Here is a 20,327-nt window from a genome sequence, read left to right on the forward strand (position 1 = left end):
CACGACCCTGCCGAGCGCGCGTGCGGGCGTCACGCCCGCAGAGACCGTCGTACACGGACGGATCAGAGCGGGATGTTGCCGTGCGCGCCGCGCTTGGCCGGCGCCTCGGCCAGTGCCGTCGCCAGCCGGCTCCGCGTGAGCGCGGGATCGACCACCTCGTCGATCACCCCGATCGCCAGCGCCTTGTCGAGGCCTCCGACGAGCTGTTCGTGCTCGGCGGCGAGCTCGGCCTCGACCCGCGGGCGGACCGCCGGCTCGACCTCGGCCAGCCTGCGCCGGTGCAGGATGCGGACCGCCGCGACCGAGCCCATCACGGCGATCTCCGCGGTCGGCCAGGCGAACACCTTCGTCGCCCCGAGCGAACGCGAGTTCATCGCGATGTACGCACCGCCGTAGGCCTTTCGGGTCACCAGCGTCACCCGGGGGACCACGGCCTCGCCGAACGCGTGCAGCAGTTTCGCGCCCCGCCGCACCACGCCGTCCCACTCCTGGCCGACGCCGGGCAGGTAGCCCGGCACGTCGACGACCACGACCAGGGGTACGCCGAACGCGTCGCACATCCGCACGAACCGTGCCGCCTTCTCCGCGGACGTGGAGTCCAGGCAGCCGCCGAGCCGGAGTGGGTTGTTGGCGATGACGCCGACGGTGCGCCCGGCGAACCGGCCCAGCGTGGTGACGATGTTGGGCGCCCAGCGCGGGTGGAGTTCGAGCGCGGTGCCCTCGTCGAGCAGGTGGTCGACCAGGGGATGGACGTCGTACGCCCGGCGTGGCGAGTCCGGCAACAGGTCGGACAGGTCGGTGTCGGCCACGGAGGTGGTGTCAAGCTCGCCTTGCGCACCGAGCAGACCGGCCAGCCGGCGGCCCTCGTTCAGCGCGGCCTGCTCGGAGTCGGTGACGACGTGCACGACGCCGGACCTTCGCCCGTGCGGCTCCGGTCCGCCGAGCCGGAGCATGTCGACGTCCTCTCCGGTGACCGAGCGGACGACGTCCGGGCCGGTGACGAAGATGCGTCCCTCCGGTCCCAGCACCACCACGTCGGTGAGCGCCGGACCGTACGCCGCGCCTCCGGCGGCAGGACCGAGCACCACCGAGATCTGCGGGATCCGGCCGGACGCCCGCGTCATCGCGTGGAAGATCAGGCCGACCGCGTGCAGGGACAGCACACCCTCGGCGAGCCGGGCACCGCCGTTGTGCCACAGGCCGATGACGGGTACGCCGTCGGCCAGCGCACGGTCGTACGCCCGCACCACGACGTCGCAGCCCTCGTGGCCCATCGCGCCGCCCTGAATGGTCGGGTCGGAGCAGAAGGCGACGACGGGGCTGCCGTCGACGGTGCCGGTGACGGCGAGCATGCCGCTTCGATCCTCGGGTGTGAGGAGTTCGAGGCTGCCCGGGTCGAGCAGCGCGGCGAGCCGGTTGCGCGGGTGGCGCGGGTCCTGCTCGCGGGGCGGCTTGCCTCGCGAGTCCGGCTCGCTCGGAGGGTTCGGCGTGGCGGCGGGGTTGCCGGCCGCGTTCGCGCCGGTGGGGTTCTCGGTGACGGTCGCGTCCTTTCTGCTCACACGCTCCGGACGGCGATCGTGAGGTTGTGGCCACCGAACCCGAACGAGTTGTTCAGGGCGGTGAGCGTTCCGTCGGGAAGCTTGCGCGGCTCCAGCGCGATGTCGAGGTTCACCCGCTCGTCGACGTCCACCAGGTTGGCGGTGGGCGGGACGATCCGGTGGTAGAGCGACAGCACGGTGGCGATGCACTCGGCGACGCCGGCCGCGCCGAGCATGTGCCCGAGCGCTCCCTTGGGCGCGGTCACCACCACGTCGTCGGCCGCGTCACCGAGCACGGCCCGGATTCCGGTCGCCTCGGCCAGGTCGCCGACGGAGGTGGAGGTGGCGTGCGCGTTGATGTGGGTGACCTCGTGCGGCGCGATGCCCGCGTTCTCGAGGGCCTCGGCCATGGCGGCGGTGTTGCCCTTGGCGTCGGGGTCCGGCTGCACGATGTGGTGGCTGTCGGCCGACGCGCCGGCGCCGGCGATCTCGGCGTACACCCGCGCGCCACGCCGCTCGGCGTGCTCCGCGGACTCGAGCACCATCACCGCGGCGCCCTCACCGAGCAGGAAACCGTCCCTGGACTTGTCGAACGGGCGGGAGGCGTGCTCGGGGTCGTCGTTGCGCCGCGACAGCGCCATCATCGCCCCGAACGCCGCCATCGGCAGCGGGTGGATGATCGCCTCCGCGCCACCGACCACCACGACGTCGGCCTTGCCGGAGTGGATGAGGTCCAGTCCGTGCCGGATGGCCTCGTTGCCGGACGCGCAGGCGGCCACCGGTGTCTGGACGCTGGCCTTCGCGCCGAACTCCAGGCCCACCAGGGCCGCGCCGCCGTTGGGCATCAGCATCGGGATGGTGAACGGCGTGACGTGGCGGGGGCCCTTGGTGCGCAGCACGTCGTAGGTGTCGAGCAGGCTGATCAGGCCGCCGATGCCGGAGGCGACCGAGACGGCCAGCCGCTCACCGGGAACCTCGCCCTTCTCCAGCCCCGAGTCGGCCCAGGCCTCGCGGGCGGCGATCACCGAGAACTGCTGGTAGCGGTCCATCTTGCGGGCTTCGACCCGGCTCAGCACCTCACCGGGCTCGACCGCGGCGGGTGCCGCGATCCGGGACGGCAGGTCGGCGTACTCCGGCGCGGTCAGGGCCTTCGCGCCCGACCGTCCGGCCATCAGGCCGTCCCAGGTCGAGGCGACGTCACCGCCGAGCGGCGTGGTGGCGCCCAGGCCGGTGACGACAACTTTGCTGCTCATCGGGTTCTCCCTTACGTTTCCGCGTCCTACGCCGGGATGGGTGGCCGGGGGCGGCAAGGCCACCGGCCACCCGTCGCCTCAGCCCTGCGCACGCTCGATGTAGCCGACCGCGTCTCCGACGGTCTTGAGGTTCTTCACCTCGTCGTCGGGGATCTTGACGCCGAACTTCTCCTCGGCGGCGACGACCACCTCGACCATCGACAGGGAGTCGACGTCCAGGTCGTCGGTGAACGACTTGTCCATCTGCACGTCGTCGGCCGGGATGCCTGCGACCTCGTTGACGATCTCTGCAAGCCCGGCGCGGATTTCCTCGGTAGTGGCCATGCCTTGATGCTCCTTCTTCGTGTGGATGCCGCTTTTCAGGTGCCGCGCCCGCGCGGGACGAGGGCGGGGTCGCTGGGTACTTCAGGGAATTCGGATGACCTGGGCGGCATACACCAGCCCGGCTCCGAAACCGATGACGAGAGCGGTGTCGCCGCTCCTGACCTCCGACGCGGCCAGCAGCCGATCGAGGGCGAGTGGGATGGACGCCGCCGAGGTGTTGCCCTGCTCGGCGATGTCCCGTGCGATCACGACGTGGCCGGGCAGTTTCAGGGCCTTGACCATCGCGTCGGTGATGCGGTTGTTGGCCTGGTGGGGGATGAACGCGTCCAGGTCCTGCACGTCGACGCCGGCCCGGTCCAGCGCCTGCTGGGCGACCTTGGCCATCTCGTACGACGCCCACCGGAAGACCGGGTTGCCCTGCATCGTGAGGTGCGGGAAGTCGCCGTCGGACACGGCGTCGTCCCAGCTCTCCTTCTGCCGGATGGCGTCCGCCTGGGCGCCGTCGGAGCCCCACACCACCGGGCCGATGCCCGGCTCGTCGGTGGGGCCGACCACCGCGGCACCGGCACCGTCACCGAACAGGAACGCCGTGGAGCGGTCCTGCGGGTCGGTGAGGTCGGACAGGCGTTCCACGCCGATGACCAGGACGTACGTCGCGGTGCCGGAGCTCACCATGGACCGGGCGAGTTCGAGGCCGTAGCAGAAGCCCGCGCAGGCGGCGGAGATGTCGAACGCGGCGACGCCCTGCGCGCCGAGTTCGGTGGCGATGATCGGCGCCACGGCCGGCGTCTGGGACAGGTGGGAGACCGTGGCCACGAGCACGCAGCCGAGCTGGTCGGCCCGGATCCCCGCGGCGGCCAGTGCCTTCCCGGCGGCCGCGACCGACATCGCCGCGACCGTCTCCTCCGGGCCGGCCCAGCGCCTGCTCACGATGCCGGAGCGGGTACGGATCCACTCGTCGGAGGAGTCGATCCGCTCGCAGATCTCGGCGTTGGTGACGATCCGGTGCGGGCGGTACGAGCCGACGCCGAGCACGCCGGCGTCACGGGTGCCGTCGAGGGTCCGGATCGCACCGGTCACTGGGCGCTCACCGGGTGCAGGCGTACCAGCGGCTGGCCGGGGGAGACCGGGTCGCCGTCCTCGACCAGCCATTCGACGATCGTGCCGCCGTGCGGCGCGGCCACCTGCAGGTCGTCGCGCAGGCTCTTCACGCTGCCCACCACCGCGCCCGGGGCCAGCGCGGCGCCCGCGGGCTGCTCGGCGGCCAGGCTGAACACGCCCTTCACCGGTGCGACCAGCAGCCGCCAGGTCGGGTTGCCCTCCAGCGGGCCGCCCTCGCCGTGCTTCTCCACGAACGCGCGCGCGTCGTCGAGTTGGTCCGGGGTCTTCAGCGCGAACGTCTCCACCCCGCGCAGGGCGCGCCGGGCGATACCGGTGAGGGTGCCGGCGGGCGGCATCTCCAGCATGCCGGTGACGCCGAGGTCCTCCATGGTGCGCATGCACAGGTCCCACCGCACCGGCGAGCTCACCTGCCTGACGATCCGGTCCAGCACGTCGCGGCCGTCGTGGACGACGTGGCCGTCGCGGTTGGACAGCAGCCGGGTGCGCGGGTCGTGGGTGGTGATCGCCCGGGCGAAGCCGCCGAGCAGGGGGACCGCGTGGGCGACGTAGTTGGTGTGGAAGGCGCCCGCGACCTGCAGCGGGACCAGGCGGGTGCGGGCCGGCGGCTCGGCGCTGAAGCGTTCCAGCGCCTCCAGCGTTCCGGCGGCCACCACCTGGCCGGGGCCGTTGTTGTTGGCGGCCACGAGGTCGTGGCGGGCGATCGCGGCGAGCACCTCCTCGGGGTCGCCGCCGAGGACGGCCATCATCCCGGAGCGGTGCTCGGCCGCGGCCGCTGCCATCGCCTTGCCGCGCTCGCGGACGAACACCATCGCCTGCTCGGCACTGATCACACCGACACCCGCGGCCGCGGTGATCTCACCGACGCTGTGGCCGGCGGCGAGGTCGATGGTGCGGAACGCGTCGGCGGGATGGGGGAACAGCGCGAGCGCGGCGACGAGGCCGGACGCGACGAGCAGGGGCTGGGCGATTGCGGTGTCGCGGATGGTGTCGGCGTCCGCGTCGGTGCCGTAGTGGGCGAGGTCGGTGTCGCAGACCGCGGACAACCAGTTGATGCGGTCGGCAAAAGTCGGGTCCTCGAGCCACGGTGCGAGGAATCCAGGCGTTTGCGCCCCTTGTCCAGGCGCGACGATGACGAGCACGAAATCCACCTTGACGGCTGAACGGTTCCGAAGGGTGCCCCGGGCAGACGAAAGTTTCGCGAACTTCTCTGTAGGAACCCTACAAAGTCAGTTTCCGGACGCCCCACGGTGGGAGTGCAGGCGGCCCAGAGTGAGTGCGATCCGGAGGGTGTACGCATGGCGCGGGTTCGACGGAGAGTAACCGCTGAGCTCGGTGATCCGGCGGAGCCGATAACGCACGGTGTTGGCGTGCACGAACAGCATCCGGGAGGTGGCCTCCACCGACCCGCCGTTCTCGAAGAACGCCGCCAGCGTCTCCAGCAGCACCGGGCCAGCCTGGGCGAGCGGGGTGTAGATGTCCTGGACCAGTTGCCGGCGCGCATTCTCGTCCGCCGACAGCGCGCGTTCGGGCAGCAGTTCCTCCGCGCCGACCGGGCGCGGTGCGTCCAGCCATGCCGGTGCGGCGAGGTAACCCGCGATCGCCGCGCGGGCCGCCCGGGACGCACCCATCAGGTCGGTCACCACCGGGCCGTAGACGACGGGGCCCGGGCCGAAGTGCGCCGCGAAGCGGCCGGTCGTCTTCGCCGGGTCGGTCTCGCCGCCGAGGATGACGATCAGCCGGTCGCCCTGCACCCCGGTCAGGACGTCCAGCCTGGCCTGCCGGGCGTCCCGGCGGATCAGCTCCACGCCGGCCTCCGGGTCGCCGGCCGGGGTGGCGCCCACCACCACCAGGACCGGCGCGGACTCCGACCAGCCGAGGGCGGCCACGCGCGAACGCACCGCGTCGTCGGTCTCGCCGCGCAGAACGGCGTCCACGATGAGCGCCTCCAGCCGGGCGTCCCACGCACCGCGCATCTCCGCCGCCCGGGCATACAGCTCGGCCGCGCTGAAGGCGATCTCCCGGGAGTACAGCAGGACCGCCTCGCGCACCCGGGCCACGTCCTCCTCCGGCACGATCTGGTCGACGCGTTCCTCGGCGACCTCGATGCCGATCCGGATCATCTCCACGGTCTGGTGCAACGTCACCTTGCGGGTCAGCTCACGGGGCGCGGTGCCCAGGACGTCCGCGGTGAAGATCGGGCCCCGGCCGGGGTCGCGGAACCACGCGACGAACGCCGCGAAGAACGTCTGCGCGACCAGGCCGATCCAGGATCTGTCCTGCGGGTTCATCCGGCGGAACCACGACAGGCGTTCCTGCATGCGTTCGATCGTGGCGGAGGCGAGCACCCCGCTCGCGCGCTCCAGATGTCCCGCGGTGGACCTTCGGTGAAGACTCGGCACCTGCGAAGTGTCCCACGCACCGTGTCCCGGCACCCACGCTCGTGGTGACGGATGGTGAGCACCGGCCAGGCCGGCAGGGGACACCACGACGAGGTCGTACGCCGAACCAGCCTGACCGGCGGCTTTTGTCCGATCTGCTGAGGTTCTGCTGGTTCGCACTCTTTCAAGCGGTTTTCTCGGCCTCGGGCTTGCCCGGCTCGTCCACACGCTGCCCGAAACGCCCGGCGCTAGGGTGAGCGGGTGACCGCGACCGAGGCGATCGACCAGCTGCGCCGCATCGCGTTCCTGCTCGAACGCGGGCGCGCGGAGACCCCGCGGGTGCGGGCGTTCCGCAGGGCCGCGCAGACCCTTGCCGAGCTGCCCGGGGAGGAGTTCGCCCGGCGGGTCGGGGACGGAACGCTCACCGAGCTGGCCGGCATCGGGCCGTCGTCGGCGAAGGTCGCCACCGAGGCGTACGCCGGGGAGACCGCGGACTATCTGGCCCGGCTGGAAGGCGAGCACGCCCCACTGGTGGCGGGTGGGGAGTCACTGCGCGCGGCGCTGCGCGGCGACCTGCACACCCACTCCGAGTGGTCCGACGGCGGCAGCCCGATCGAGGAGATGGCCCGCACCGCGCGCGACCTCGGCCACGACTACGTCGCGCTCACCGACCACTCGCCCCGGCTGAAGGTCGCCAACGGGCTGTCCGCCGAACGGCTGCGCCGCCAGCTCGAGGTCGTCCGCGACCTGAACGCCGAGCTGGCGCCGTTCCGGATCCTCACCGGCATCGAGGTGGACATCCTCGAGGACGGCTCGCTGGACCAGGATCCCGAGCTGCTCGCGTCCCTCGACGTGGTGGTGGCCAGCGTGCACTCCAAGCTGCGGATGCCGGCGGCGGACATGACGCCCCGGATGGTGGCCGCGATCGCCAACCCGCTGGTCACCGTGCTGGGCCACTGCACCGGGCGGCTGGTGACCGGCGGGCGCGGGACCCGGCCGGAGTCGTCGTTCGAGGCCGACATCGTGTTCGAGGCCTGCCGGAGGTTCGGGGTCGCGGTCGAGATCAACTCCCGGCCCGAACGCCTGGACCCACCCCGCCGGCTGCTGCGGCAGGCGGTCGAGCAGGGATGTGTGTTCTCCATCGACACCGACGCGCACGCGCCCGGGCAGCTGGACTGGCAGCCCTACGGCTGCGCCCGCGCGCAGGAGTGCGGGGTCCCGGCCGACCGGGTGATCAACACGCTGCCGGCCGACGAACTGCTGCACCGCAACCGCGAACGCCGCGGGCGCCGCGCCGCCAGGTCAAGCACGGGTTGACAGCTGACAGCACCAGGTTGACAGCGCCGGGTTGACAGCGCCGGGTTGACAGCACCGGCGCCGACAACGACGAAGGTCCCCGGCTCACCAGCCGGGGACCTTCGTGTTGTCGGAGCCTTTCGGAGACCGCGGGAGCCGCGAGGCCCTACGCGTCGCCGCCTTCCTGGGCCACGTCGGCGACCGCCGTCGGGTCGGTGATGGCGTACCTGTCGGCCGCCTCGCGTACGGTCGACGCCTTGACCTCACCGCGGCGCGCCAGCGCGGCCAGCACGCCGACGACCACCGAGGCGGCGTCGACGTTGAAGAACCTCCGCGCCGCCGGCCGGGTGTCGGCGAAGCCGTACCCGTCGGTGCCGAGCGAGGTGTAGTCGCCGGGCACCCAGCGCGAGATCTGGTCGGGCACCGCCCGCATCCAGTCGCTGACCGCCACGAACGGGCCGGCCGCACCGGCCAGCTTCTGCGAGACGTACGGCACCCGCGGCTCGCCGTCGGGGTTGCGGAGGTTCCACTTCTCCGCCTCCACCGCGTCCCGGCGCAGCTCGTTCCACGAGGTCACCGACCACACGTCGGCGGCAACGCCCCAGTCCTGGGACAGCATCCGCTGCGCGTCCAGCGCCCACGGCATGCCCACGCCGGAGGCGAGGATCTGCGCGCGCGGCGTGCGGTCGTCGACCTCGCCGGTGTGCTCGGCGTAGCGGTGGACGCCCCGCAGGATGCCCTCGACGTCGGCGTCGTCCGGCTCGGCCGGCTGCACCGACGGCTCGTTGTAGACGGTGAGGTAGTAGAAGACGTCCTCGCCGTTCGGGTGCTCCTCGCTGGAGCCGTACATCCGGCGCAGGGCGTCCTTGACGATGTAGGACAGCTCGAACGCGAACGCCGGGTCGTAGGCCACACAGGCCGGGTTGGTCGAGGCCAGCAGGTGCGAGTGCCCGTCGGCGTGCTGCAGTCCCTCGCCGGTGAGCGTGGTGCGCCCGGCGGTGGCGCCGATCAGGAAGCCGCGGGCGAGCTGGTCACCGAGCGCCCACATGAAGTCGCCGGTGCGCTGGAACCCGAACATCGAGTAGAAGATGTAGACCGGGATCATCGGCTCGCCGTGGGTGGCGTACGCCGTGCCCGCCGCCGTCACCGAGCCCATCGCCCCGGCCTCGCTGATGCCCTCGTGCAGCAGCTGGCCCTTCTCCGACTGCTTGTACGACAACAGCAGCTTGCGGTCGACACCTTCGTACGTCTGCCCGTGCGGGTCGTAGATCTTCGCCGTCGGGAACATCGAGTCCATGCCGAACGTGCGGAACTCGTCCGGTGCGATCGGCACGAACCGCGCGCCGATGCCCTTGTCGCGCATGAGGTCCTTGAGCAGCCGTACGAACGCCATCGTGGTGGCCACCCGCTGCTTGCCCGATCCCTTGCGCAGCTCGCTGTACACGGCGTCGCCGGGCAGCTTCAGCGGCGTGGGGTTGACCCGGCGCTCGGGTGCCGGCCCGCCGAGCTGGCGGCGGCGTTCGAGCATGTAGGCGATCTCGTCGGAGTCCTTGCCCGGGTGGTAGTAGGGCGGCAGGTCGTTCTCGTCGATCTCCTTGTCCGAGATCGGGAGATACAGCCGGTCCCGGAACTTCTTGACGTCGTCCTTGGTGAGCTTCTTCATCTGGTGGGTCGCGTTGCGGCCCTCCAGCGACTCGATCGTCCAGCCCTTGATGGTGTGCGCCAGGATGACCGTCGGCTGGCCGACGTGCTCGGTCGCCGCCTTGAACGCGGCGTAGACCTTGCGGTAGTCGTGGCCGCCCCGCGACAGCTTGCGCAGCTCGTCGTCGGACAGCCCCTCGACCATCTTGCCGAGCCGCCGGTCGCCGCCGAAGAAGTGCTCGCGGATGTACTCCCCGGTCTCCACCGAGAAAGTCTGGAACTGGCCGTCCGGGGTGGTGTTCATCTTGTTGACCAGCACGCCGTCGACGTCCTGGGCCAGCAGCGGGTCCCAGTCGCGGCCCCAGATGACCTTGATGACGTTCCAGCCGGCGCCCCGGAAGTAGGACTCCAGCTCCTGGATCACCTTGCCGTTGCCGCGTACCGGACCGTCGAGCTGCTGGAGGTTGCAGTTGATGACGAACGTGAGGTTGTCCAGCTCCTCCCGGGACGCCACACCGATGGCGCCGAGGGACTCCGGCTCGCTCATCTCGCCGTCACCGAGGAACGCCCACACGTGCTGCTTGCTGGTGTCCTTGACGCCGCGGTTGCGGAGGTAGCGGTTGAACCTCGCCTGGTAGATCGCGTTGACCGCGGTGAGCCCCATCGAGACGGTGGGGAACTCCCAGAAGTTCGGCATCAGCCGCGGGTGCGGGTAGCTGGACAGGCCGTTGCCGGGGCCCTGCGACACCTCCTGGCGGAAGGCGTTCAGCTGGTCCTCGCTCAGCCTGCCCTCGAGGAACGCGCGGGCGTAGATGCCCGGGGACGCGTGCCCCTGGATGAAGATCTGGTCGCCGCCACCGGGGTGGTCCTTGCCGCGGAAGAAGTGGTTGAAGCCCACCTCGTACAGGCTGGCCGCGGACTGGTAGGTGGCGATGTGGCCGCCGACCTCCAGGCCCTTGCGGTTGGCGCGCGACACCATGATCGCGGCGTTCCAGCGGATGTAGGCCCGGATGCGGCGTTCCACGTGCTCGTCGCCGGGGAACCACGGCTCACGGTCGGGCGGGATGCTGTTGATGTAGTCGGTGCTCCGCAACGCGGGGACGCCCACCTGCCGCTCGCGCGCGCGTTCCAGCAGGCGCAGCATCAGGTAGCGCGCACGCTCCTGGCCGCGCTCGTCGAGCACCGCGTCGAGCGAGTCGATCCATTCACGGGTCTCGTCCGGATCGATGTCGGGGAGCTGGGTGGGAAGTCCATCTGTGATGATGGGCCTACGCTCTGCTCCGGAAGCCACGGCGATCCCTTTCTCGGGGGTGTGGGGGTGCTCCCACCAGGTAGTGCCAGGTAGTGCATCGTCGTCCTGACTCTCATAGTCTCTCGCGGGAGCACAGGAGTCGTCCCCGGTCCCGGTCGTGCCTTTCCGGGGGCCGAACGCCGACACGGGCCATGGTGGCGGCCCGTGGTCTCGACCCCGAGCCCGCACCGCGGCGTCAGGGCGAAACCGGGAGCCAACCCTACGTCGTCCCACTCGCGGGCGGGTACCAGTGTCTGGTCTGTTTCCGGACTCGGGCACCATGCCGGAAACCATCGTGACGGTGGGCAGTCACCCCGGGTTGTCCCGTTCGGACCGTTCCCTCCCCAGAAAGGCCGATATGCGCAGCGAGATCGTGGAGGTCCGCACCGGCTCCGACGAGGTGGTGTACGACCTCACCGACGAGTGCGAGCGGTTCCTCGCGACGGCCTTCGAGGGGGCCGAGCGCGGAGACGGGGGCGGGGACGGTGGGGACGGGATCCTGCACGTGTTCGTCCCGCACGCGACCGCCGGCGTGGCCGTGATCGAGACCGGCTCCGGAAGCGACGACGACCTGCTCGCGGTGCTCGGCGCCGTGCTGCCCCCGGACTTCGGCTGGCGGCACCGGCACGGTTCACCCGGGCACGGCCGCGACCACGTGGTGCCCGCGTTCGTTCCGCCGTATGCAACGCTTCCTGTCGTGGCCGGTCGGTTGGCGCTCGGCACCTGGCAGCGCGTGTGCCTGGTCGACACCAACCGCGACAATCCGCGGCGAAAGGTCCGGTTGTCACTGCTCCGGGGCTGAGACTGCCCGAGACTGTCCGTATGAGCGACAAGTCGCGACGGGTGGACGCGGGGTACGACACTCCGTGGGCACTTGCGTACGACGCGCCGGGACGCTGGACTACCGGCCAACACGTAACACGAAGACTTCGGAGAAATGGAGGGCGGGACTCGTGAGCGCGACCGCAGGCGAGGCCGAAGGCCAGTCTGGGCCAGCAGAGCGGCTGGGCCTACAGCCCGGCATGGTGGTGCAGGAGCTCGGTTGGGACGAAGACTGTGACGAAGACCTGCGCCGGGCGATCGAGGAGCACACCGGGAACGACCTCGTGGACGAGGACTACGACGAGGTGGTCGACGCGGTCATCTTGTGGTGGCGGGAGGACGACGGCGATCTGGTGGACGCTCTGGTCGACACCAAGCCCGACCTCACCGACGGCGGCGTCATCTGGTTGTTGACACCGAAGGTCGGACGGGACGGCTACGTCGAGGCCAGTGACATCGCCGAGTCGGCGCCCACCGCGGGCCTGTCCACGACGACCAGCAAGTCCGTGGCGGCGGACTGGCTCGGCACCCGGCTGGCCACACCCAAGACCCGGCAGCGCTGAGGACCCGGCAGGGCTGTTCGCCGGGCTGATTCGTTCGTGCGACGGCGTTCGCCGGCTGTAGGTCGGCCGGCGGACGCCGTACGCGTAACCGAGGAGCTTCGGGACCTCGAGAGGGCCGGAGCGGGAGGGACGTGCCGTGGACGCGGCCACGACGCAGGATCCGCGGCTGCCGGGGGTCGGCACGCGGGCGCCGGACTTCACGCTGAACGACCAGCACGGTACGCAGGTACGCCTCCTCCACCCGACCGCCACCGAGGGCACCGGGGTCACCGGGGGCGCTGGTGATGCCGGGGCGCCCGGGCACGCCGTCGTGGTCTTCTACCCGTTCGCCTTCACCGGGGTGTGCACCGGTGAGCTGCAGGCGCTCCAGAAGGCCCAGCCGCGGTTCGCGTCCCTGGACGCCCGGGTGCTCGCCGTCTCCTGCGACTCGATGTTCTCGCTCCGGGTGTTCGCCGAACGCGAGTCGCTGACGTTCCCGCTGCTGTCGGACTTCTGGCCGCACGGCGCGGTGGCCCGCGACTACGGCGTCTTCGACGCCGACCGCGGCTGCGCGCTGCGCGGCACCTTCGTGATCGACCGGACCGGGACGATCCGCTGGCAGGTCGTCAACGCCATCCCGGACGCCCGCGCGGTCGACGACTACCTCACCGCCCTGGAGCGGCTGTAGGCACGCGGTCACGGGATGCCCTGGTGCGGGCCTGATCGCCGGACCGGGTAATCTTTCGCCTCGACCCGGGGGTCGTAGCTCAGTGGTAGAGCATCGCGTTTACACCGCGAGTGTCGGCGGTTCGATCCCGTCCGGCCCCACTTGTCGTTCTCACCGCTCGGACCGCTCGGACCGCTCAGTCGAGTGGGGAGACCCGGACGAGGTTGCCGTCCGGGTCGGCGATGACGAACGTGCGACCGAACACCTCGTCGTGCGGCTTCTCGACAACGGTGACCCCCTGGGCGGACCAGGTGGTGTAGGTGTCCTCCACCCTGGCGGCCGGAATCATCAGGCCGACCTCGGACGAGCGCGGCGCGGAGGGCGTCACGGTGTCGGCGCGCCCACTCCACAGCGCGAACAGCACTCCGGGCGCGACCTCGAACGGCACGTAACGCGGGGTGGTGAGGATCGGCTCGATCCCGAACAGGTCGGAGTAGAACCGGGTCGATCGCTCGACGTCGGTGACGTAGATCAGGAACAGGTTCGGTGCGCTCATGCCGCCGTCCTCCTTCGTTCGGGCTACTTCGCGTTGCTTCCGAATGGATCGGGATGCTCGGGCTCGCGAGCACGTACGGCTAGACTCGCACCAATAGGTGACAGTCCATGTCGCCATTCGACCGGCCTGCCGGATCGGCGTGCCGGATGGGCGGTGGGATGGATCGGCCGCAGCGGTTGCTCGCGATCCTCGTCGCCCTGCGGGCGAGCAGGCAGCTGACCGCCGACGAGCTCGCCGGCCAGTTCGGCGTCTCCAGGCGGACGATCCTGCGCGACGTGGACGCGCTGGCCGCGGCGGACGTGCCGGTCGTGGCCGAGCGAGGTCGCTACGGCGGCATCACCCTGCTTCCGGGCGAGGACCTCGACGTCGGCCGGCTGACCCCGACCGAGACCGAAGTGCTGCAGGTGATCGGCGTGGACGTCACCCGGGCCCGGCAGCTCGGCGTCGACGCGGCGGCCCGCAGCGCCGCCCTGAAGCTCACGGCCCACAGGACCCGGCGTACGAACCAGGGCCGGGGCGAGCTTCCGCTGGCGCTGACCGAGGTCGTCGCGATCGACCACGCCGCCTGGTTCGCGCCGCCTCAGCCCGCCGGCCTCGCGGCGCTGATCGAGGACCTGCGGCGCGGCCGCCGGTTGCGGATCTCCTACCGGTCCAGTGGCGAGCGCGCCGCACGGGACCGCGTCGTCGACCCGTACGGCGTGGCCGCGCGCGGCGGAAGCTGGTACCTCGTCGCCGACGTCAGTCGACGGCCGCGGATGTTCGCCCTCGCCCGGCTGGCCTCCTGGACCGTGCTCGAGGAGGACCGCCGCCTCCGCCCCGGCGCCGGCCTCGCCGACGTCACCCGCCACCTCGCCGCCGCACTCGAGGACCGGCACGAGGTGATCGTCACCGCTGTGCTGGACGCCGACCGCGAGGACATCGCCCGCCGGATCCTCGGCAGCAGACTGCGGTCCGTCGAGGCGACGGACGACCCGGAAAGCGTCCGGATCACCGTCGGGTACGACCAGCTCGACGGAGTACGCCAGCTGCTGCAGTTCAGCGACCACATCGAGGTCGTGCACCCGCCGCAGGCCCGCCGGCTGATCGCGAACCTGGGCGAGGTGATCGCCCGGCGGCACCGGAACCAGAACGAGAACCAGAACGACAGCGGCTGACTGGTCGCGGTCCCGGCTGGCCGTCTCCGGCACACCGCCCCCACCCCTCGCGAGAAGTCTGCGACGTTGGCGAGGAGAGATCGCGCGGACCGGGGAGGTCGGGGATGACGACGTCGGACACCAGAACCGAAGGCGGTCAGGAGCCCCTGCGGGTGGGCGTCCTGGGCACGGGGATGATCGCGACCACCGCGGTGGGCGTACTCCCGAACATGCGGTGGATCACCGAGAAGGTGACCGTCGCGGCGGTCGCCGACGTGGTGGTCGAGCGGGCCGAGGCGGTGGCCAAGGAGTTCGGCGTCCCCGCCGCCTACTCCAGCCTGGAGGCGATGCTGGAGCACGCGGACCTGGACGCGGTGGTCAACCTGACGCCGATCGGGTTCCACGGCGCGACGTCGCTGGCGATTCTGCGCGCCGGCAAACACCTGGCCACCGAGAAGCCGCTGGCCAACACCATGGACGAGGCGGACGAGATGATCGAGCTCGCCGCCGCCGGCAACCTGACCGTGGTGTGCGCGCCCCCGGACGCGTTGTTCCCCACCTACCAGGAGGCGCGCCGGCTGCTCGACCTGGACGCGATCGGGAAGGTGGCGTTCGCCCGGGTGCGCAGCTCCCACGCCGGCCCGGGCGGCGGCCCGCACGGCTGGCCCACCGACCCGAGCTGGTTCTACCAACAGGGTTCGGGTCCGTTGCTGGACATGGGCGTGTACGGCATCCACGAGATCACCGCGCTGCTCGGCCCGGCGAAGCGGGTGGTGGCGTTCTCCGGCATCACAGAGCCCACCCGGACGGTGCGTGGCGCCGGCCCGTTCGGGGGGACGGTCGTGGACGTCACCACCGACGACAACACGTTGTTCATGCTGGACTTCGGCGGCGCGACGTTCGCGGTCGTCGACGGCACCTTCAACGTCCAGGCGGCGAGGAGCCCCAAGATCGAGATCTTCGGCCGCCGGGGAACGCTGAACATCGAGGACGGCCGCGGCGGCGACTCGCCGCTGGAGGTCTACCGCGTGGACGCGCTGCCCGGCATGGACGGCTGGGTGCGGCCGGCCGGCTGGGGACACCTACGGGCGAGCCAGGCGCGGCACGACCTGCTGCACCGCGCGGTGGTCGTCGAGCACCTCGCGGACTGCGTACGGACAGGGGAGCGGCCCACGCTCAGCGCCGAACACGGCCGGCACGCGCTGGAGATCATGCTGAAGGTCGCCGAGTCCGCCCGGGCCGGCCGCGCGCTGGAGCTGACGACGACCTTCTGATGCCGCGTGATGCTGTCCGGGCTCGAACCTGGCTCGGTCTTCGAGTCGAGGTGCCGCGGGCGACTCAGCTCGCGCCGCCGCCGTCGGCGGATACCAGGACCCGGGCGCCGCGGGCGCGGAACCTCGCCAGCCTCCCGGCGGTGAGCAGGTAGAGCAGGCCGGAGACGAGTGCCACCGCGGGAGGGCGTACGGCCGAGTGCGGCATCCGGTGCCGTCCCGGGTCCAGTGGCGACGGGGGCACCCGGATGGCGAGCGCTGCCGGGCCCATGCCGGGTTCGTGCGGGGGCTCCGGACGTGCGGAATCCGCCGATGCGGCCGTGTCGGGCGCACCGGGCTCGCTGGGCTCGTCGGCCGTGGCGGGTTCGCGGACGAGGGGAGGCAAGGAGGTCATGTGCCGGGCTCCTGGTAGGTCTCCGTCGCCGCCGGGTCCCGCCGTGGGACGGGTTCGGTCGACGACGACGCGGGATCGCCAGGGGCTGGGGCAACGCCGACGGAAATGTTGCAGGCATGCACCTGCCGTAGTGCCCTACCCAGGATGAAACGCGCCCAATCGGTCCCGTCCCCGCCCGGCCAGTTTGGGTCCACGGACGCGGTCCGCGGACGCGGAAGCGGGACCGCCCACTCGGACGGTCCCGCTTCCGTGATGCAGCTTGTCGCGCCGGCCGGCCGCCGGCCCCGACCTGTCCCGGGCCGGGCTCAGCCGGTCAGCCGGTCAGCTCGGTGAGCGTCCGGCGTACGCCGGCCACCAGTTCGGCGTCGTCGGCCAGTGCCGGGTCGAGGACGGCGAGCACCCGGGGCACGACGTCGTCCACCGGGCCACCGGCCAGGCCGGCGAGTTCCTCGGCGCGCGGGTCGCGTACGCGCGTCCCGTCCCGCAGGTGGGCCAGCCACCCGGCCAGGGCGACCACCCCGCCCTCGGGGAGCACGCCGTCCGCGCGTTCGCGGGTCAGCACCGGCAGCACCCGGATCGGCAGCTTCTGCGAGCCGTCCATCGCGATCTGCGCCAGCGCGTGCCGGATGCGCGGGTTGGCGAACCGTTCCAGCAGGTCGGCGCGGTACTTCGCGATGTCCGCCGCGTCCAGCGCCAGGTGCCGCGCCGCCGCGTCCCACCAGGCGTCCACCCAGCCCCGGCACACCGGGTCGCCGATCGCCTCCGCCACGGTCTCGTGGCCCCGGGTCGGACCCGCGTACGCCAGCAGGGAGTGCGCGCCGTTGAGCAACCACAGCTTGCGCTGCTCGAACGGCCGTACGTCGTCGACGAACCGCGCGCCCGCGTGCTCCCAGGCGGGCCGACCGGCCGGGAAGTCCCCGGCCAGCACCCACTCGGTGAACGGCTCGGTCACCACCGGCGCCTGATCGGAGAACCCGCTCAGGGAGGCGACGACCTCGCGGTCCTCCGGCGTCGTCGCGGGGGTGATCCGGTCGATGGTGGTGGAGACGAACGACACGTTCGCGCGTACCCACGCGGCGAGGTCCGCATCGACGGCGTCCGCGACCCCGGTGAGCACCCGGGCGATCGTGGCGCCGTTGTCGACCAGGTTGTCGCAGGGTACGACGGCGAGCGGGCCGGCGTCGGCCGCCCGGCGCGCGGCCAGGCCGGACAGCAGCCGGCCCGGTGCCGTGGACACCGCGGAGTCACCGGCGCGCAGCCGCTCCACGTCGCCGGCCAGCCGCGGGTCGGCCAGGTCGGGCGCGCCGTCGGCGGCCCGCAGGTAGCCGGCCTCGGTGATGGTGAGGGTGACCGTGCCGACGGCCGGGTCGGCGAGCGCACCGTCCCGCAGCTTCGCGTCGGCGCCGTCGTACGCCCCGGACAGGCTGGTGACCAGCTCGGTCCGGTCGCCGTCGCGGTCGCGGACCAGCAGGTGGTAGAGCCCGTCCTGGTCCGCGAGCGGCCGGGCGGCGTCGGGCCGCCGGCCGGTGAACGCCGCGATGCCGGCCGGCTCGGTCCCGTCGGCGGTGTTGGCCACGTGGGTGTACCACGCCTGGTGCGCGCGGAAGAACGCGCCGAGGCCGAGGTGCACGACCCGGACCGGAGCCGGGCCGCCGGCACCGGCCTGCGCCCTCGTCAGCCCCCTCATGCGACGCGGAAGGTCGAGGCGGGCAGCCGGTACGCGAGGTCGGCGGCGGTGTCGGCCGCCTCGTCCTCGGGCAACCGGTGCTCGGCGACCAGTCGGGCGAGGTACCCGCAGTCGAGCCGGCGGGCCATGTCGTGGCGTACCGGGATCGAGCAGTAGGCGCGGGTGTCGTCGACGAAGCCGGCCGTCTTGTGGAAGCCGACCGAGTCGGTGACCGCGTCGCGGAACCTCCGGATGGCGTCCGGGGTGTCGATGAACCACCACGGCGCGCCGACGAACACCGACGGGTAGAAGCCCGCCAGCGGCGCGATCTCGCGGGAGAACACGTCCTCGTCGACGGTGAACAGCACCATCCGGAAGTTCGGGTGGGTGCCGTACCGCTGCAGCAGCGGCCGCAGCGACCGGGTGTACTCCGTGGTCATCGGGATGTCGCCGCCCACGTCGCGGCCGTACCGGTCGAAGGTGCCGGTGTGGTGGTCGCGCAGCACGCCCGGGTGCACCTGCATCACCAGACCGTCCTCGGACGCCATCCGGGCCATCTCGGTGAACATGTGCCGGCGGAACGCGGTGGCCTCCTCCGCCGTGGCGGCGCCGGTGAGCGCGGCCGCGTAGATGCGGGTCGCCTCGGCCGGCTCCAGCGGCTCGCTGCCCGCGTCGGCGTGGCCGTGGTCGGTCGCGGTGGCGCCGTTGCGTTTGAAGTACGCCCGCCGCTGCTCCAGCGCGGCGACGTAGCCGGCGTACCCGGTGGTGTCCTCACCGGTCACCTCGCCCAGTCTCGCCACCCTCGCGGCCCAGTCCGGCCGGGCGGGCTCGAGGTAGGGGTCGGGACGGAACGTCGGGACCACCCGGCCCTTCCACGTCGCGTCGTCGGCGAGCTGCCGGTGCGCGGCGAGGTCGTCGGCCGGGTCGTCGGTGGTGGCCAGGACCTCGATCCCGAACCGCTCGTACAGCGCCCGCGGTCGGAACTCCGGCGCGGCGAGCCGCTCGCTGAGCTGGTCGAAGATCTCGTCGGCGGTCTCGGCGGAGGGCCGCAGGCGCACGCCGAACACGTCCACCAGCTCCGCCTCCAGCCAGTAACGCGAAGGAGTGCCGCGGAACGCCCACCAGTGCGAGCAGAACGTCCGCCAGATCTCCCGGGGCGAGGCGTCGCCCTTCGGCGCGCCGGGCGGGACGCCGAGGCTGTCGAACGACACCCCGTGCGCGTGCAGCAGCCGGGTGACGTAGTGGTCGGGTACGACGAGCAGGTTGGCCGGGTCGCCGAACGGCTGGTCCTCGGCAAGGATCGCCGGGTCGACGTGGCCGTGCGGGGAGATGATCGGCAGCCCGGCCACCTCGTCGTACAGCCGGCGGGCGATGGACCGCACGCTCGGGTCGGTCGGGAACAGCCGGTCCGGGTGGAGTTCGATGTCGGTCATCCGGTCCCTTCTTCGTGGTTCGCCCGGGGTGGGGGCTTCGGGGGCTACTGGTGCTTCAAGTGTTCGGTGGGGTCAGCTCGCGGCCGGGACGAGCTTGCGCATGTACTCCGCGTACTGCGGGATCGCGACCTCCGGCTCCTCGATCTCGGGGTGCCAGGCCTTCTCCCACTCGAAGCTCAGGTAGCCGGTGTAGCCCTCCCGGTCCAGCAGCCCGACGAACTCACCGATCGGCATGGTGCCCTCGCCGGTGAGCCGGAAGTCGAAGTCGGTGGGGGAGTAGGCCCCGGAGTCCTTCAGGTGCACGTGCCGGATCCGCTCGCCCAGCGCCTGCCAGGTCTGCTCCAGCGGCTCGCCGTTGCGGTAGGAGTGCAGGACGTCCCACAGGATGCCGAGGTCGTCGTTCGGTGCGTACGACAGGAGCTCGCCGACCTGGGCGGAGGTGCAGAAGCTGTCGTGGGTCTCCAGTACCGCGGTGACGCCCTCCGCGCGGGTGGCGGCGGCCGCCTCGGCGAGCCCCTCGGCGATCCGTTTGGTGGTCTCCGTAAGCTCCGGGCCCTCGTCGGGCACGGTGCCGCCGAAGACCCGGATGTACTTCGAGCCGAGCCCGGCGGCGATCCGGGCGTAGGTGCGGGCCGACTCCAGCTGGCGGGCGCGTTCGTCCTTGTCGGGCGAGGTGAACCGGACACTCGTGTCCAGGCAGGCGAGCTCCACCCCGGCCTGCTCGAACCTCGCCCTCGTGCGGGGCAGGCCCTCGGCGGAGAACTCCTCCAGCTCGTGCAGGCCGACCTCGCCGCGCAGGAAGCGGAGTTCGACACCGTCGTAGCCGTTGCCGGTCGCGGTGGAGAGAACCTGGTCCAGGGTGTAGTTCGGACAACCGAGCGTGCTGAAGCTGAGTTTCATCACGTACACCTTCCGGTGGTGGGTGTGGTCGTCGAGCTGGATGCCTTGCTGCGTTGCCTGCCGGGACTGCTTGCCGGGTTGGTCTTTGGGGTTGGTCTTT

Annotated in this window: 18 protein-coding genes and 1 tRNA gene; 7 read left to right on the forward strand and 12 right to left on the reverse strand. The window is 71.8% G+C overall.

The genetic code is table 11. The features are described 5' to 3' along the window. Positions 1–62 precede the first annotated feature (62 nt). From FHR37_RS09875 to FHR37_RS09900, 6 genes are all read right to left on the reverse strand, one after another. Entirely contained in the window at positions 63–1,559 is a 1,497-nt protein-coding gene (locus FHR37_RS09875) for an acyl-CoA carboxylase subunit beta (protein WP_092883726.1), read from the reverse strand. Further along, positions 1,556–2,791: a beta-ketoacyl-[acyl-carrier-protein] synthase family protein gene (locus FHR37_RS09880; protein WP_092883727.1), complete on the reverse strand. Its 1,236-nt coding sequence runs from the start codon at positions 2,789–2,791 to the stop codon at positions 1,556–1,558. The genes FHR37_RS09875 and FHR37_RS09880 overlap by 4 nt, the downstream gene beginning before the upstream one ends. A 78-nt stretch (positions 2,792–2,869) precedes the next feature. Continuing rightward, a complete protein-coding gene (locus tag FHR37_RS09885; RefSeq protein WP_092883728.1) occupies positions 2,870–3,115 on the reverse strand; it encodes an acyl carrier protein in 246 nt (81 codons plus the stop codon). An 81-nt stretch (positions 3,116–3,196) separates the two neighbouring features. After that, positions 3,197–4,195, reverse strand: a complete 999-nt coding sequence (locus FHR37_RS09890) for a beta-ketoacyl-ACP synthase III (RefSeq protein ID WP_237768819.1) — start codon at positions 4,193–4,195, stop codon at positions 3,197–3,199. After that, the gene (locus FHR37_RS09895; RefSeq protein WP_092883810.1) at positions 4,192–5,376 is read right to left on the reverse strand and encodes an acyltransferase domain-containing protein; all 1,185 of its coding nucleotides are present in this window, start codon (positions 5,374–5,376) and stop codon (positions 4,192–4,194) included. Before FHR37_RS09895 ends, FHR37_RS09890 begins: the two co-directional genes overlap by 4 nt. An 87-nt stretch (positions 5,377–5,463) precedes the next feature. Continuing rightward, the gene (locus tag FHR37_RS09900; protein WP_237768820.1) at positions 5,464–6,636 is read right to left on the reverse strand and encodes a PucR family transcriptional regulator; all 1,173 of its coding nucleotides are present in this window, start codon (positions 6,634–6,636) and stop codon (positions 5,464–5,466) included. Positions 6,637–6,876: 240 nt separating this feature from the next. Here FHR37_RS09900 and FHR37_RS09905 point away from each other — a divergent pair, with 240 nt between their 5' ends. After that, on the forward strand, positions 6,877–7,932 hold the full coding sequence (locus tag FHR37_RS09905; RefSeq protein WP_202818106.1) for a PHP domain-containing protein: 1,056 nt from the start codon (positions 6,877–6,879) through the stop codon (positions 7,930–7,932). Positions 7,933–8,077: 145 nt separating this feature from the next. Here FHR37_RS09905 and aceE read toward each other — a convergent pair whose 3' ends face one another. Beyond that, positions 8,078–10,843 (reverse strand): pyruvate dehydrogenase (acetyl-transferring), homodimeric type, encoded by a 2,766-nt coding sequence (aceE, locus tag FHR37_RS09910; RefSeq protein ID WP_092883730.1) that lies wholly within the window; start codon positions 10,841–10,843, stop codon positions 8,078–8,080. A gap of 358 nt (positions 10,844–11,201) precedes the next feature. Here aceE and FHR37_RS09915 point away from each other — a divergent pair, with 358 nt between their 5' ends. The 4 genes from FHR37_RS09915 (at position 11,202) to FHR37_RS09930 (ending at position 13,035) form a co-directional block, all read left to right on the forward strand. Further along, positions 11,202–11,645: a YjbQ family protein gene (locus tag FHR37_RS09915; RefSeq protein WP_092883731.1), complete on the forward strand. Its 444-nt coding sequence runs from the start codon at positions 11,202–11,204 to the stop codon at positions 11,643–11,645. Between the two features lie 151 nt (positions 11,646–11,796). Continuing rightward, complete coding sequence (locus tag FHR37_RS09920; RefSeq protein ID WP_092883732.1) at positions 11,797–12,228, forward strand: DUF3052 domain-containing protein; 432 nt, start codon at positions 11,797–11,799, stop codon at positions 12,226–12,228. Between the two features lie 136 nt (positions 12,229–12,364). Further along, positions 12,365–12,895, forward strand: coding sequence for a peroxiredoxin (locus FHR37_RS09925; protein WP_237768821.1), 531 nt, complete (start codon positions 12,365–12,367; stop codon positions 12,893–12,895). Positions 12,896–12,963: 68 nt separating this feature from the next. Then, positions 12,964–13,035 (forward strand) — tRNA-Val (locus FHR37_RS09930). Between the two features lie 35 nt (positions 13,036–13,070). On the opposite strand, the gene FHR37_RS09935 is transcribed toward FHR37_RS09930, so the two are convergent. Continuing rightward, a complete protein-coding gene (locus FHR37_RS09935; protein ID WP_092883733.1) occupies positions 13,071–13,430 on the reverse strand; it encodes a VOC family protein in 360 nt (119 codons plus the stop codon). Positions 13,431–13,537: 107 nt separating this feature from the next. Here FHR37_RS09935 and FHR37_RS09940 point away from each other — a divergent pair, with 107 nt between their 5' ends. After that, complete coding sequence (locus FHR37_RS09940) at positions 13,538–14,584, forward strand: helix-turn-helix transcriptional regulator (RefSeq protein ID WP_202818107.1); 1,047 nt, start codon at positions 13,538–13,540, stop codon at positions 14,582–14,584. Between the two features lie 104 nt (positions 14,585–14,688). After that, positions 14,689–15,837 carry a Gfo/Idh/MocA family protein gene (locus tag FHR37_RS09945; protein ID WP_092883734.1) on the forward strand — a complete coding sequence of 383 codons (1,149 nt, stop codon included), beginning with the start codon at positions 14,689–14,691 and terminating at the stop codon, positions 15,835–15,837. 64 nt (positions 15,838–15,901) lie between these two features. Here the strand turns inward: FHR37_RS09945 and FHR37_RS09950 are convergent, their stop codons facing one another. The 4 genes from FHR37_RS09950 to FHR37_RS09965 form a co-directional block, all read right to left on the reverse strand. Next, a complete protein-coding gene (locus FHR37_RS09950; protein WP_092883735.1) occupies positions 15,902–16,228 on the reverse strand; it encodes a hypothetical protein in 327 nt (108 codons plus the stop codon). 313 nt (positions 16,229–16,541) lie between these two features. Next, positions 16,542–17,915: a mannitol dehydrogenase family protein gene (locus FHR37_RS09955; protein ID WP_092883736.1), complete on the reverse strand. Its 1,374-nt coding sequence runs from the start codon at positions 17,913–17,915 to the stop codon at positions 16,542–16,544. Further along, positions 17,912–19,327: a glucuronate isomerase gene (uxaC, locus tag FHR37_RS09960; RefSeq protein ID WP_092883737.1), complete on the reverse strand. Its 1,416-nt coding sequence runs from the start codon at positions 19,325–19,327 to the stop codon at positions 17,912–17,914. Before uxaC ends, FHR37_RS09955 begins: the two co-directional genes overlap by 4 nt. 72 nt (positions 19,328–19,399) lie before the next feature. After that, positions 19,400–20,227 carry a sugar phosphate isomerase/epimerase family protein gene (locus FHR37_RS09965; protein ID WP_139238978.1) on the reverse strand — a complete coding sequence of 276 codons (828 nt, stop codon included), beginning with the start codon at positions 20,225–20,227 and terminating at the stop codon, positions 19,400–19,402. Positions 20,228–20,327 lie beyond the last annotated feature (100 nt).

Origin of the sequence: Actinopolymorpha cephalotaxi (assembly GCF_013408535.1) — a bacterium.
Lineage (GTDB): Bacteria > Actinomycetota > Actinomycetes > Propionibacteriales > Actinopolymorphaceae > Actinopolymorpha > Actinopolymorpha cephalotaxi.

Bases quoted from the DNA above. Each gene is read 5' to 3' on its own strand.
- FHR37_RS09880 (WP_092883727.1), bottom strand. From the start codon at position 2,791: ATGAGCAGCAAAGTTGTCGTCACCGGCCTGGGCGCCACCACGCCGCTC.
- FHR37_RS09885 (WP_092883728.1), bottom strand. From the start codon at position 3,115: ATGGCCACTACCGAGGAAATCCGCGCCGGGCTTGCAGAGATCGTCAAC.
- FHR37_RS09915 (WP_092883731.1), top strand. From the start codon at position 11,202: ATGCGCAGCGAGATCGTGGAGGTCCGCACCGGCTCCGACGAGGTGGTG.
- FHR37_RS09935 (WP_092883733.1), bottom strand. From the start codon at position 13,430: ATGAGCGCACCGAACCTGTTCCTGATCTACGTCACCGACGTCGAGCGA.
- FHR37_RS09940 (WP_202818107.1), top strand. From the start codon at position 13,538: ATGTCGCCATTCGACCGGCCTGCCGGATCGGCGTGCCGGATGGGCGGT.
- FHR37_RS09945 (WP_092883734.1), top strand. From the start codon at position 14,689: ATGACGACGTCGGACACCAGAACCGAAGGCGGTCAGGAGCCCCTGCGG.
- FHR37_RS09950 (WP_092883735.1), bottom strand. From the start codon at position 16,228: ATGACCTCCTTGCCTCCCCTCGTCCGCGAACCCGCCACGGCCGACGAG.
- FHR37_RS09955 (WP_092883736.1), bottom strand. From the start codon at position 17,915: ATGAGGGGGCTGACGAGGGCGCAGGCCGGTGCCGGCGGCCCGGCTCCG.
- uxaC (WP_092883737.1), bottom strand. From the start codon at position 19,327: ATGACCGACATCGAACTCCACCCGGACCGGCTGTTCCCGACCGACCCG.
- FHR37_RS09965 (WP_139238978.1), bottom strand. From the start codon at position 20,227: ATGAAACTCAGCTTCAGCACGCTCGGTTGTCCGAACTACACCCTGGAC.